This window comes from Pseudarthrobacter sp. CC4 (assembly GCF_048957775.1).
GTDB lineage: Bacteria > Actinomycetota > Actinomycetes > Actinomycetales > Micrococcaceae > Arthrobacter.
In genome coordinates, this window is the sequence record NZ_JARCCZ010000028.1 from 50317 (window position 1) to 62877 (window position 12561).

A 12561-nucleotide genomic window follows, 5' to 3' on the forward strand; every position below is an offset into this window, starting at 1 on the left:
CAGGAGCCCGCGTCAACGACGCCACGAGGCCGCACGGCATTTTGATGCCCGGATCGTGATGATCCGGGCATCAAGGCGGACTACTTGCGCCGTGCAGCGCTCCGGACGAACGCCGCGCCGCCCAGCACCAGCCCGCCGACTCCCGCCGCCAGGCCCGCCCAGCTGCGCGCGTCGGCACCGCCATCTGCACCTGCCGCTGCGCCGCCGTCGGCGACTGCTGCGGCGTGCTCCGTCCCGGGGCCGCCGGCGCCGGCCGCCTCGGTGATGGTGACCGACGGCGCGGGAGCCTTCAGGGAGTGCGGGTCCTGGCCGTCCTTCGCGATCTCGGACCAGTCGGTCTGCCCCGCCTCGCAGGTCTGGAGGGTGGGGAAATACAGCGTTGTTCCCGCCGCGTCGGGGAGTTTCACGGAAAGGACCAGAGTGTCCCGGAGCTGGTGCTCCAGGGGTGTTTTGGCTGTGTAGACCACCTGGCTGGTCCGCTTGGTGATTGAGGAGCCGTCGGCGAGCTTCCTGGGCTCGGCGAGCTGCTCGGTCACCTTCTCCGCCGTCCAGTTGGGGTTGACGGTGGGCTGGGCATCATTCAGCTCCGCAGGGAGCGTGATGGCCACCTTGGTGGTACCCGATCCGTCGCAGCCGTGGGGGACCGCGAAGGTGAGCAGGGCGTAGGAGTTGGCCGAGGTCTTGTCCGGCGTTACGCCGACATGTGCGGCGGCACCGCCCGCGGCCGCCAGCAGGAGCATGGCAGCACCTCCGGTTGCGGCGGAAGTTTTCAGGGCACGGCGAAGGAATGGGGTGTTCATGGGTTGCCTTTCTGGCGCACGCCGGAACGGCCGGGGTGCGTAGGTTTTCGGGGTTCGCGCCGGAAGGATCCGGCGGGGTCAGGAGGAAAGCGCGACGGCGGAAGGCGGGCCGCGCCGGCTGTCCTGCCGAAGGTTGCGCCAGGGACGCAGCGGCACGGCGAAAGGTGCGAAAGGAAACAAAGGCGCGGCGCCGCCGTCGCACGCTGCCGGCCGGGGGAGCGCCGCGAGGGGCCGAAGCCAGGCAGCAAGCGCCCACAGTGCGTCCTCGCCCTTGGCGAGAAGGAGCGCGGACCCCAGCGTCGCCAGGATGTGGGCCGCAAGCATCAGCGGGCCGGACGCTGCCCCGGCCCCCGAGATGTGGTCCAGCGGCAGCGCAGCGGTTCCGGCCAGGTGGCTGCCGTGAGCTGCCTTGGCGCCGGATTCGGCGGCGGCTGCGGGGATGCTGAAGGCACCAAAGACCTCATGCAGCGCCAGCTGCCCGGCACCCAGGAGCGCCATGACGGCGGGGAAACCCAACCGCAGGCGGGTGGCTGTGGTGCTGCCGAGTGCAGTCAATGCCAGCACTGCCAGCATGACGGTGGGGGCCGGCAACGCGCCGCCGCCCGCCAGGTGTGCTCCGGCGGCAAGGGTCAGGATGGCGGTCGCCATGGCTGAAGACCGGAGGAAGTGGAAGGGGACGCGGGTACGAAGCGCATCCACGGATGGTCCCCTTCCGGCCTGAAGTCAGTCGTACAAATTGTATCCGGGGCCTGCCCGCGCCTGTGGCGGCAGGGGAGGTGCAGCCCTGAGCGGCGGCCATGTACCGCCTCTTCAGGGCCGGGTTAGACTGCCTGCGTAACTGTTGGCGATGTTGAGGAGAAGTTCATGGACTACACCGGAAGCCAGTCAGAAAAGGTTGTTCCCGCTGGTGAACTTGGCCGCAGCCACATCGGCCAGACGATCAGCTTCCAGCCCAACGAGTTCACCATCGTCTTTGGAAAGCTCGCGGGAATCGCCCGCACGGAGGCGATGGTCTACCTGTCCCTGACGGGGGTCGGAAACGGCACGCACCTGAAGGATGAATACGACCTGCCGCTTACCCACGACGTTTATGTGCCCGTGGACGTCATCACGAACGCTGAGTCCACCATCAAGGACCTTTTCGGCAAGGTGCAGGAAAACCTGCGCGGAGCGGGCCACAAGGGCGAGGACAAGACGGACCGGCTGTAGCAGGCAGCCGGGATCAAGCCCGAGCAGGCCCCGTGGATGCCCGCACCGTGAGGTGCGTGGGCATCACGGCAAGCTGCCGGCTCGAGCGGCCTGGAACAGGATTCAGCTGGGAAAGCAGCATGGATACAGCCACCCGGCCGGCCTGCTCGATGGGACTGGAAATGGTGGTCAGCGGGGGGTTGCAAAAATCTGCGCCGAAGATGTCATCCGAGCCGACGATGCTGATGTCCTCCGGTACGCGGATTCCGCGCTCGCGAAGCCGTTGGAGCATTCCGATGGCAAGGAGGTCATTGAACACGATGCACGCCGTGGCGCCGGTGCGCACGGCCGCGTCTGCCGCGGCTGCGCCCGAGGTTGTTTTGGGCGTGTAGGGGCCAATGCGGTGGGTTTCCATGCCGCGTTTGGATGACTCCTCCTCAAAGACTGTCCACCGTGCCCGGTTGGACCAGGATGTTGGCGGGCCGCTGACGTAGCAGACGCGGTGGTGGCCCAGGGACGCCAGGTGCTCCAGGGCCTGGATGATCGCGGAGGGCGTGTCGATGACAACCGTTGGAGCGCTGGTGGACGCCCGGTTGATTGTCACCAGCGGCTGGGTCTCGGAGACCTCGGCCAGTTGCGCATCAGTCAAACGGGAGGCTGCAAGGATGAACCCGTCAGCAGACCGCCGCATTTTGTGGAGCGCTTCAAGCTCCATTTCATTGGACTCCTCGGTATCTACCAGTAACTGCGTATACCCCGCAGCCTTGAGCTGGTGCTGGGTGCCCCGGATGATGTCGAAGTAGAACGGGTTGGTAATGTCCGGCACCAGGACGGCGACGGCGTTGGTGCGCCCTGAACTGAGTCCCTGTGCCTGTGAGCTGGGCACGTAGTTCAGCTGAGCGGCCGCTGCTTCGATGCGTTCCCTGGTGTGGCGGTTGACCCGGTCCGGCTTGGAGAGGGCCCGCGAAACCGTTGATGTGGCCACCCCCGCGAGTTGGGCGACGTCCCGGATTGTTGGGAGTTTTTCCGCGCCCGCGCGGCCCTCCAGTGCCCCCTCCGTGCGAGCTCCCGGCGTTGTTGCAGTCATTGGCCCAATCCTTTCGTGCCGAGAAGGCGCCCGGTCCTTCATCCGCGGTGGAGTGGCCGTACCTCAATGGAAACATCTTTTGGCAACTTTTGGCAACCGCTTGCCGCATGTGTTGCCGCTCCCTAGACTGGGTTTCGAATCGCCTGCAGTGATGTGCGCCACTTGACGTTGTGGCCATGTGGGTGTCCAAGAGGAGAAAACAATGAGGTTTAAATCGTCTTCCGGGCTCGCGGCTATCGTTACGGCTGCGGCATTGGCATTGACCGGCTGCGGCGGCGGCTCCGGCACTACTGATTCGTCCACCAGCGCGGACGGAAAGGTGGACGGAACGGGCAAGACCCTCAACGTCCTCGTCGGTGTCTTGAGCCAATACCCGGAACAGCAGAAGCAGTGGCAGAGCGACATCGCGGCAAAATTCAAGGCTGAAACCGGCGCCGACGTGAAGTTCGAGACCTTTGCCTCGGCCAACGATGAACTGACCCGCATCCAGACCTCAGTGGTATCGGGGCAGGGCCCGGACATCTACGGATTGGGCACCACCTTCACGCCGACTGCCTTCGCCACCAAGGCATTTGTCACCCTGTCCGACGACGACTGGAAGAAGGTGGGAGGCAAGGAACGGTTCAACAAGGCTGCCCTGGGGATCTCCGGGCCGGACGAGGAGCACCAGGCCGGCATTCCGTTCGTCAGCCGCCCCTTCGTGATGGCGTACAACAAGGAACTGCTGGCCGCCGCCGGAATCGAAAAGCCGGCCACTTCGTGGGATGAGCTTGCGGAGCAGGCGAAGAAGATGACCAAGGACGGCACCTACGGCCTGGCCACCGGCTACAAGGACAATTACGACCCCTGGAAGTTCATCTGGGCGATGTCCGTCCAGGCCGGCAACCCGATCGTGGACGGCAACAAGCTCAAGCTCGACGACCCCACCGTCAAGAAGGCCTACGAAACCTACTTCGGCTGGCTGACAGAGGACAAGATCGTTGACCCGGCTTCCGTGGGTTGGAGCAACAGCAACGCAGTCGCGGCCTTTGCCAGCGGCAAGGCCGGTTACCTGATGATGACCACCTCAAGCTCCCTTCCCACCCTTGAGAAGTCGGCCGTTGCGGGCAAGTACGAGTACGCACTGATGCCCACAACGCCTCCGGGCGAGTCCAGCTCCAAGAACGAGGACGCAGCGAGCATCCTGTCCGGCGACAACCTCGTGGTAGCGGACTACTCGAAGCAGAAGGACCTGGCCTTCGCGTACATCAAACTCATCACCTCAAAAGAGGAACAGCTGAACTACCAGAAGATCTTCGGCGACCTGCCGGCCAACGCCGAGGCCCTGGAGGAGCTGGGCGGAAATGCGAAGCTCAAGCCCATCACCGACGCAGCCGCGAAGTCCAAGGCGACGCCGTTCACCGGAGCCTGGGGCGACATCCAGCTGGGCCTGCTGAACGTCACGGTCCAGTCCGTCCCTGACCTTGCCGCCGGCAAGGTGGACAGTTCTGCCCTTGAAGCACGGATCAAGGACTCCCAGAGCAAGGGCCAGGCCTCCCTGGACCGGGCCTCCAAAGGATAAATTGTGATGTCAACTGACGCATCCAACGAAGTCCGGCTTGCGGCGGAGTCCGCCGCAAGCCGGGCGGCCCGCTCAGCCGCTGACACCGCCGGCGCAGAGCCGGGCGGGCAGAAGAGCCCGCGCCGCAAAGGCCTCAGCGAACGAAACCGCCCACTGTGGATGCTGATCCCGGGCGGGGTACTGATGATCATCATCATCGTCGTGCCGCTGTTGCTGGGCATCTTCATGTCCACCCTCAACCTGGACCAGTACACACTCCGCAAGTGGATCAGTTCGCCCTTCATCGGCGTCGAAAACTTCGTCGAAGCACTGACGTCTTCACCCCTCCTCCACGCCACCTGGCTGAGCGTCAGCTACTCGCTGCTGGCAATGGTCGTGACCCTTCCGCTGGGCATAGCTGCCGCCGTCGCCACACAGAACGCGTTCAAGGGGCGGGCCGTGATCCGGTCCATCTTCCTGATCCCCTACGTGCTTCCGTCGTTCGTGGTGGCGACCGTCTGGCGCACCATGTTCCAGCCGGACGGCATCGTGGACAAGGCCTTGGGGACTGTCGGCATCGAGGCCGGCCTGTGGCTGAACGGGCCGCAGACCTTCTGGACGCTGGTCCTGGTCCAGATTTGGGCCTCCTGGCCCTTCATCTACCTGCTCGCACTCTCCGGGCTGCAGTCCGTGGACCATGAGGTCCATGAGGCCTCAGCCCTGGACGGCGCACTGTGGTGGAACAAACTGCGCTACGTCATTTTCCCCTACCTCAAGGGGCCGCTCTCCCTCGCTTTCCTGATCGGCATGCTGCACCACATCAACAACTTCACGCTTCCCTATGTCCTCTTTGGAGTTCCGGCCCCGGCCGACGTGGAAGTGCTCCCGATCCTTACGTACGTCACCAGCTTCCAAAGCTTCCGTTTCGGGCTGAGCGCTGCCATGGCTTTCGTTTCCCTGGTCCTGATCGCCATTCCGCTGTTTGTCTACCTGCGCGCCGTCAAGCTCGACGACGCCGAGTCACCTGGAGCCAAGAAATGAGCATCTCCACTGCCACCCGGCGGAGTCAGGCCACCGCGGACATTCCACGTCCGGGATCGAAGAAACAGCACGAAGTCCTGCGGCTGCTCCCGGGGCCTTTGCTCACCATCATTCTCGTGTTCCTCGGTGCCCTCGTCCTGATCCCCGTTTTCTACATCTTCCTTGCGTCCGTTAACTCGGACATCGGCGTGGCCAACGGAGAGTTCTGGCCGTCAAGCTTCACCCTGGAGAACTACTCGAAGATCTGGACCAGCGTGGGACTGGCTACCGGACTTGCCAACAGCGTCCTCGTGGCAGGCGCAACAGCCGTTGTTTCGGCAGCGTTGTCCGTCTCAACCGCGTTCGTCCTGGTCCGCTACAGCTTCCGGGGCCGCCTCACCATCCTGCGCGGCCTCCTTGCACTGCAGTCTGTGCCGGGAACCCTGATGGTGCTGCCCGTGTTCGTCCTGTTCTCTTCGGCCGCCACCTACTTGGGAATCCAGGTCATCGGAACCCAGTGGGGACTCTTTGTCACCTACCTGACGTTCGCCATGCCGTTCTCCACCTGGGTCATGGTGACCTACCTGCGCGGGCTTCCCCGGGAACTTGAGGAAGCAGCCAGGATCGACGGCGCCAGCAACGTGGGTGTCCTGTTCAGGATCATCCTGCCGCTGAGCTGGCCCGGCATCGTGGTGTCCGGCATCTTCGCCTTCCTGCTCGGCTGGAACGACGTCCTGTTCGCTTCCGTCATGACCCGGCCCGAAAGCCAGACCGCGGCTGTGGCACTGCAGATCTTCGGTGCGTCCCAGGAAGGCGGCGCCATCCCGTTCTACGGCCAGATGATGGCTGCGGCCCTCGTATGTGCCGCCCCCGTGGTCATTCTTTACCTGATTTTCCAGCGTTATCTAGTGGGCGGACTTACCGCCGGAGGAGTTAAATAACCATGGTTCCAGCCACCCAGGTCTCGTGGGCCCTGTCCGGATTCGGCGACGAAATCGACGACGACCCCGCGGTGCAGATCGCGGTGCTGCAGGCACTCGGTGCCAGTTACATCGAAGTGCGCAGCGCGTGGGGCACCAACATCGTGGACCTGTCCGATGACCAGCTCGCGGCACTCGCGGGGCTGCTCAAGGAAAAGGGCATGCAGGTTTCCGCGATTGCCTCGCCGATCGGCAAGGTGGACGTCAGCCTCCCCGTTGAACACGAAGTGGAGCGGCTGCGGCGGGCAGCCAATGCTGCCAAAGTCCTGGGTGCCAAGTACATCCGGATCTTCTCCTTCTACTACGGCGAATCCGTTCCGGTGGACAGCATCCGTGACGCGGTCATCGAGCGGATGAGGGCGCTCGCCGCTGTTGCCGAGGAAGAGGGCGTGGTCCTGCTGCACGAAAATGAAAAAGACATCTTCGGGGACGTTCCCGACCGCGTGCTGGACATCATCGAAAGCGTGAACTCACCGGCGCTGAAAGTGGCGTGGGACGCAGCCAACTTCGTGCAGGTGGGCGTGAAGCCCTTTGACGAGGCCTACGCGAAGCTGCGCCCGCACCTGGAATACCTCCAGGTCAAGGACGCCCTGTTCTCCAACGGACATGTGGTCCCCGCAGGGGAAGGCGACGGCGACCTGCTGCGCACCGTTGAAGCGCTGAAGGCTGACGGTTTCACCGGCTTCGCCTCCCTGGAGCCGCATCTTGCCGGGGCCCACGGCCTTGGCGGATTCTCCGGTCCCACGGCATTCGGTATTGCTGCCCGGGCCTTTGCAAAAGTCACAGCGGAAGCAGGAGTGCAGACAGTATGAGTGAGACGTTGAAGGTTGCCATCACGGGTTGCGGCGTCATTGGGCGGACCCACGCGGTTGCCCTGAAGGAGTTCCCCGGCGCCAGCATTGTGGCGCTGGTGGATGCGGTCCCGGACGCCGCTGTTACCCTTGCGGACTTCATCGAAAAGAGCGGACGCCCCAGGCCCTCCGTGCACGCGTCCCTTGCGGACGCCTTCGCCGCCGCAGACATCGACCTGGTGGCGCTGGCCACCCCCAGCGGCCTGCACATCCAGCAGGGCCTCGAAGTCCTGGCTGCCGGGAAGCACGTTGTCATCGAAAAGCCCCTCGACGTGGACCTGAGCCGCGCCCAGGAGATCGAGGCGGCAGCGAATGAAGCCGCACGCCGCGGGGTAGTCGCTTCCGTCATCAGCCAGCACCGCTTTGACCAGGCCAGCGTTGCGGTTGCCGATGCCGTGGCAAAAGGCCGGTTCGGCCGGCTGACGTCCGCCATCGCTTCTGTTGCCTGGTGGCGCGGGCAGGGCTATTACGATTCCGGTGACTGGCGCGGCACCTGGTCAATGGACGGCGGTGGCGCCTTGATGAACCAGGGCGTCCACACGGTTGACCTGCTGCTGTGGTTCATGGGCCGCCCGGTTGAGATCCACGCGCACACGGCCCGCCTGGCACACGAACGCATCGAGGTGGAGGACACCGCCGTAGCTACCGTGACGTTCGAAAACGGCGGCCTGGCAGTACTGCATGCCACCACCGCCGCATACCCGGGCCTGACAGTGCGGGTACAGCTGATGGGCTCCGAAGGCTCCGCAGTGGTGGACAACGACCAGCTGCACTACTTCCACGCCAAGGACGCCGGCGGCCCTTCGGCGGATATGGGGCTTCAGGGCGGCGGCAACCAGGCGCGGGAAGAACTCGCCAAGTACCCGGCAGAGGATTACGAGGCCAAGGACCCCACGGTGTACCCGGCCGGACACATCCGCCAGTACCGCGACATCCTCGGGGCCATCACCGAAGGCCGCCAGCCGGGCGTCACTGTGAGCGATGCAGTCAATGCCCTGGCCGCCGTGCGGGCCGTCTATGTGTCCGCCACGCTCAACCAGGCGGTCCTTTTCGACGACGTCCTGGCCGGCAAGTACAACGACCTGGAGGTCCGCACGGGCTCCACTGCGACAGAAAGCGCCTGAAGCGATGAAATTTTCAGTATTTACAGCCTCCACGCCGGACTGGACCCCCGAGGAAGCCGTGAGCCACCTTTCGGGCCAGGGCTGGGACGGCATCGAGTGGCGGATCACGGACCAGGCGGAGGCGCCCGAGCCAGGTTTCTGGGCCGGCAACAAAGCGACGATCCCGCTCACCGGACTCGAAGACAACCTTGGGCGGGTGGCAACCATTACCCGCGACGCCGGGCTGGAGTTCTCCGGAATCGGCGGCTATGCGCGCTGTGACAACCACGACGACGTCGAGCGCATGCTGGCAGCTACGGCCGCCTTGGGCGCGGGCCAGGTCCGCGTCACCACGCTTCCGCTGGGAACGGCGGCGTGGGGTAACGAAGGACCGAGCGGGATTCCTTATCCTGCCCTGTTTGAGGCAGCCCGCCGTGACTTCGAGTGGGTGGCTGAACGGGCCGCCCACCATGGCGTCAAGGCACTGGTGGAACTGCACCACCGCACCATTACCGCATCCGCGTCCTCGGCGCGGCGCCTGCTGGAGGGCCTCGACCCCCGGCACGTGGGGGTCATCCACGACCTCGGCAACCTGCTGATCGAAGGCCAGGAAGACTTCCTTCCGGCCTTCGAACTGCTGGGCGAATACCTGGCACACATCCATGTCAAGAACGCCGTCTGGGTCCGCCAGGACGCAACGGACGAATCAGGTGCCGCCGTGTTCAGCAACGAATGGGCACCGCTGCAGTCCGGACAGGGAAGCGTCCTCGAATACTTCAAGGCGCTCGCGGCCCATGGCTATGACGGGTGGGTCACGGTGGAAGACTTCTCCACGGAGTTGCCCCTTGCCGAACGTACTGCCGGCAATCTCGACTACCTGCGGCGTACGGCGGCCCTCGCCGGGCTCACCGCAGGGGCCGGGGCGCGTTGACGCCATGGCACATTCAATGGCAGCCCACCCCGACCGGCTCCTGCCCGCAGACCCCGGCGTTCGGGAGATTGCCCGTTCGCTCTACAGCCTCGTGGCCGGCCTCCCGATCATCTCCCCGCACGGACACGTTGATGCCGCCGTCATCGAACAGAACCTGCCCTTTCCGGATCCCGCCGCGCTCCTGGTCACCCCGGACCACTATGTGACCCGCTTGATCCATGCCGGCGGCGTCCCAATGGACCAGCTGGGCCTTGGCGGCTCCGCTGCAGGCTCCCGGCAGGTCTGGCGCAACTTTTGTGCCGCGTGGCCGCAATTTGAGGGCACGGCCTCGGGGTACTGGATCCGGCAGGAATTCGAGCACGTGTTCGGTTTGCATGAGGAGCCCACCGCCGAAAACGCCGACAGGATCTACGACGCGATCTCGGCCAAGCTTGCCGAACCAGGCTTCAGGCCCCGGCAGCTGTTCAAGGAATTCAACATCGAGGTGCTCGCCACCACCGACGATCCGCTGGACACACTGGACAGTCACGCGGCCCTGGCCAAGGACCCGGCCTTCGCCAGCCGTGTCCTGCCCACCTTCAGGCCGGACCAGTACCTCAACATTGCCCATCCGGCCTGGCAGGACAATGTGGAGCGGCTCATCGCTGCCGGTGGAGGCGGTTCGGGGTACGCCGGCTACATCAGCGCGCTGGAATCTCGGCGGCGCCACTTCGTCGAAAACGGGGCGGTATCCGCCGACCACGGCGTCCGTACGCCGGCCACCCTTAAGCTGGACCGCTCCGACGCGGAACGGCTGTTCGAACGGGCGCGTGCGGGGAACGCGCGTCCGGAGGACCGCGACGCTTTCGAAGCCCACATGATCTACGAGATGGCACGGATGTCGGTGGAGGACGGGCTGGTCATGACCATCCACCCGGGTTCGTACCGCAACCACCACGGGCCCACGTTCGAATCATTTGGCGCGGACACGGGCCACGATATTCCGTTCGCGATCAACTACACCGAGGCCATCCGGCCCCTGCTCCAGGACTTCGGCACGGCCAAGGACTTCCACCTGGTGCTGTTCACCCTGGACGAGACCGTGTTCTCGCGGGAGCTGGCGCCGCTGGCGGGGTTCTACCCGTCCGTCTACATCGGCGCCCCGTGGTGGTTCCTGGATGCGCCGGATGCGATGCTGCGGTTCCGGTCCGCCGTCACGGAAACTGCCGGTTTCTCGCGCTCCTCGGGATTCATCGACGACACAAGGGCTTTCTGCTCCATCCCGGCACGCCACGACACGTCACGCCGGATCGAGTCGGCCTTCCTGGCACGCCTGGTAGCCGAGCACCGCATCAGCGAAGAGCGCGCCCGCGAACTGATCGTGGACATCGTTGACGGTTCGCCGAGGAGGGTCTTCAAGCTGTGAGCATTGAACTGCCACCACAACCAGGGTCCGCCGCCGGGGACCTTCCGCAGTTGAACCGCCGCCTGCACCAGTTAGCCAAGGCTCCAGTGCGGATTGTCCACCTTGGCCTGGGCGCCTTCCACCGCTCCCACCAGGCCTGGTACACGCAGCAGGCGTCCGATGCCCCGGACTGGGGCATCGCAGCCTTCACCGGCCGCCGTCCCGATGCTGCTCTGGCCCTCGCTGAGCAGGACGGCCTGTTCACCCTGGTGGAACGTGCTGACGACGGCGACTCCTACACCGTCGTCGGCAGCATTGTGGAGGCCGTGGACGGCGCCGACGTGCAGCGCCTGGCGGATCTGGTGGCCGCCCCCGGTACCGCCGTCATCACCCTGACGATCACGGAAGCCGCCTACGGCATCGGTTCCGGCGGCCGGCTGGACCTCACCGCGCCTGGCGTAGCTGCCGACCTTGCCGTGCTCTCCTCCGGCAAGGGCCAACCGACGACGCCGCTGGGCCGCCTCGTGTTCGCCCTCGCCGCCCGCCGGGCTGCTTCTGCGGGACCGCTCGCTGTGGTCTGCTGCGACAATCTCGCCAACAACGGCACCATTGCACACCATGCCGTCACGGGCATGGCCGAGGCCTGGGATGCCGACCTGGCCGGATGGATCGATGCCAACGTCAGCTTCGTCAGCACCTCGGTGGACCGGATTACACCGCGCACCACTGACGCCGACATCGCGGCCGTCCAGGCCGCCTGCGGGTATCGCGACACCTCTCCGGTGGTGGCCGAGCCCTTCGCCAACTGGGTGCTCAGCGGGGACTTTCCCGCCGGGCGTCCGCACTGGGAAGATGCCGGCGCGGTCTTCGTGGACCACATCGAACCCTATGAGAACCGCAAACTCTGGCTCCTGAACGGGGCGCACTCCCTCCTCGCCTACGCCGGCCAGCTCCGTGGCCATACCACCGTCGCGGAGGCCTTGGCGGACCCGCGCTGCCTGCAGGCCGTGGAGAGCTTTTGGGACGAGGCGGAAACCAACCTCACGGAACAGGAGGGTGACGGGGTCGACCTGCAGATCCCGGCTTACCGCGCGGCCCTGCTGGCGCGGTTCCGCAATGCCCGGATTGCCCACCACCTGGCACAGATCGCAATGGACGGCAGCACCAAGCTGCGCATGCGTGCCGTCCCCGTTTTGCAGGCGGAGCGTGCCGCGGGACGCTCGGGCGCAGCCGCCGCGCTGATGATCGCTGCGTGGATGGACTACACGGCCGGCGGCGCGGTCCAGGATCCGCTCGCGGGCGAGGTTGCCGCAGCCAACTCACTCCGGGGCAGGGAGCGGATCCGTGCCCTCCTGTCCTTGGTGGATCCTGCCCTCGCCGGGGACACCGGCGCAGTGGACCTGGTTGAGGGCCTCTGCGGGACGTTTGAGCCGCGGACTGTCCCGCGGTAGTTGTGCAGGCACGCACATCTGCCCGGTTCCCGGAGAGATTCGGGGACTGGGCCGTTGTCGCCGCCCCGCCGCGGAACCTGGCGCCGCGGATGCCGCGGCCGCCAAACAGCCGGCAACCACCGGCTAAGCCCCTGCCAATCCACCAAGTACCGCTCCATCGATTAAGAAAGCCTGGATCTGTTGTGAAAATCATTGCTGCCGATGTGTTTGTGACCAGTCCCTCCCG

General features: G+C 65.4%; 12 protein-coding genes. 9 read left to right on the forward strand and 3 right to left on the reverse strand.

Annotation, left to right across the window (positions count from 1 at the left end; translation table 11 throughout):
• Positions 1-80: 80 nt before the first annotated feature.
• Both PV768_RS18190 and PV768_RS18195 read right to left on the reverse strand, forming a co-directional pair.
• A complete protein-coding gene (locus tag PV768_RS18190) occupies positions 81-800 on the reverse strand; it encodes a YcnI family protein (RefSeq protein WP_421093763.1) in 720 nt (239 codons plus the stop codon).
• Positions 801-878: 78 nt separating this feature from the next.
• Positions 879-1499 carry a hypothetical protein gene (locus PV768_RS18195; RefSeq protein ID WP_421093764.1) on the reverse strand — a complete coding sequence of 207 codons (621 nt, stop codon included), beginning with the start codon at positions 1497-1499 and terminating at the stop codon, positions 879-881.
• Positions 1500-1664: 165 nt separating this feature from the next.
• Here PV768_RS18195 and PV768_RS18200 point away from each other — a divergent pair, with 165 nt between their 5' ends.
• Positions 1665-2009 (forward strand): hypothetical protein, encoded by a 345-nt coding sequence (locus tag PV768_RS18200; RefSeq protein ID WP_157239215.1) that lies wholly within the window; start codon positions 1665-1667, stop codon positions 2007-2009.
• 13 nt (positions 2010-2022) lie between these two features.
• Here PV768_RS18200 and PV768_RS18205 read toward each other — a convergent pair whose 3' ends face one another.
• Complete coding sequence (locus PV768_RS18205) at positions 2023-3075, reverse strand: LacI family DNA-binding transcriptional regulator (RefSeq protein ID WP_421093765.1); 1053 nt, start codon at positions 3073-3075, stop codon at positions 2023-2025.
• A gap of 202 nt (positions 3076-3277) precedes the next feature.
• Here PV768_RS18205 and PV768_RS18210 point away from each other — a divergent pair, with 202 nt between their 5' ends.
• From PV768_RS18210 to PV768_RS18245, 8 genes are read left to right on the forward strand one after another with little or no spacing between them, the layout of a single operon-like run.
• Complete coding sequence (locus PV768_RS18210; protein ID WP_197432423.1) at positions 3278-4636, forward strand: ABC transporter substrate-binding protein; 1359 nt, start codon at positions 3278-3280, stop codon at positions 4634-4636.
• A 6-nt stretch (positions 4637-4642) separates the two neighbouring features.
• Positions 4643-5656 carry a carbohydrate ABC transporter permease gene (locus tag PV768_RS18215; protein ID WP_157239211.1) on the forward strand — a complete coding sequence of 338 codons (1014 nt, stop codon included), beginning with the start codon at positions 4643-4645 and terminating at the stop codon, positions 5654-5656.
• Positions 5653-6576: a carbohydrate ABC transporter permease gene (locus PV768_RS18220; protein ID WP_157239209.1), complete on the forward strand. Its 924-nt coding sequence runs from the start codon at positions 5653-5655 to the stop codon at positions 6574-6576. The genes PV768_RS18215 and PV768_RS18220 overlap by 4 nt, the downstream gene beginning before the upstream one ends.
• A 2-nt stretch (positions 6577-6578) precedes the next feature.
• Positions 6579-7427 carry a sugar phosphate isomerase/epimerase family protein gene (locus tag PV768_RS18225; protein WP_157239207.1) on the forward strand — a complete coding sequence of 283 codons (849 nt, stop codon included), beginning with the start codon at positions 6579-6581 and terminating at the stop codon, positions 7425-7427.
• Entirely contained in the window at positions 7424-8590 is a 1167-nt protein-coding gene (locus PV768_RS18230; protein ID WP_421093766.1) for a Gfo/Idh/MocA family protein, read from the forward strand. The genes PV768_RS18225 and PV768_RS18230 overlap by 4 nt, the downstream gene beginning before the upstream one ends.
• A 4-nt stretch (positions 8591-8594) precedes the next feature.
• Complete coding sequence (locus PV768_RS18235; protein ID WP_421093767.1) at positions 8595-9500, forward strand: sugar phosphate isomerase/epimerase family protein; 906 nt, start codon at positions 8595-8597, stop codon at positions 9498-9500.
• A 4-nt stretch (positions 9501-9504) separates the two neighbouring features.
• Positions 9505-10905 (forward strand): glucuronate isomerase, encoded by a 1401-nt coding sequence (gene uxaC, locus PV768_RS18240; RefSeq protein WP_421093768.1) that lies wholly within the window; start codon positions 9505-9507, stop codon positions 10903-10905.
• Entirely contained in the window at positions 10902-12335 is a 1434-nt protein-coding gene (locus tag PV768_RS18245) for a mannitol dehydrogenase family protein (RefSeq protein WP_421093769.1), read from the forward strand. Before uxaC ends, PV768_RS18245 begins: the two co-directional genes overlap by 4 nt.
• Positions 12336-12561 lie beyond the last annotated feature (226 nt).

What these genes read in the sequence shown, in the direction of transcription:
- PV768_RS18225 (WP_157239207.1), top strand. Translation starts at nt 6,579, where the DNA reads ATGGTTCCAGCCACCCAGGTCTCGTGGGCCCTGTCCGGATTCGGCGAC.
- PV768_RS18215 (WP_157239211.1), top strand. Translation starts at nt 4,643, where the DNA reads ATGTCAACTGACGCATCCAACGAAGTCCGGCTTGCGGCGGAGTCCGCC.
- PV768_RS18205 (WP_421093765.1), bottom strand. Translation starts at nt 3,075, where the DNA reads ATGACTGCAACAACGCCGGGAGCTCGCACGGAGGGGGCACTGGAGGGC.
- PV768_RS18235 (WP_421093767.1), top strand. Translation starts at nt 8,595, where the DNA reads ATGAAATTTTCAGTATTTACAGCCTCCACGCCGGACTGGACCCCCGAG.
- PV768_RS18220 (WP_157239209.1), top strand. Translation starts at nt 5,653, where the DNA reads ATGAGCATCTCCACTGCCACCCGGCGGAGTCAGGCCACCGCGGACATT.
- PV768_RS18200 (WP_157239215.1), top strand. Translation starts at nt 1,665, where the DNA reads ATGGACTACACCGGAAGCCAGTCAGAAAAGGTTGTTCCCGCTGGTGAA.
- PV768_RS18190 (WP_421093763.1), bottom strand. Translation starts at nt 800, where the DNA reads ATGAACACCCCATTCCTTCGCCGTGCCCTGAAAACTTCCGCCGCAACC.
- uxaC (WP_421093768.1), top strand. Translation starts at nt 9,505, where the DNA reads ATGGCACATTCAATGGCAGCCCACCCCGACCGGCTCCTGCCCGCAGAC.
- PV768_RS18230 (WP_421093766.1), top strand. Translation starts at nt 7,424, where the DNA reads ATGAGTGAGACGTTGAAGGTTGCCATCACGGGTTGCGGCGTCATTGGG.
- PV768_RS18210 (WP_197432423.1), top strand. Translation starts at nt 3,278, where the DNA reads ATGAGGTTTAAATCGTCTTCCGGGCTCGCGGCTATCGTTACGGCTGCG.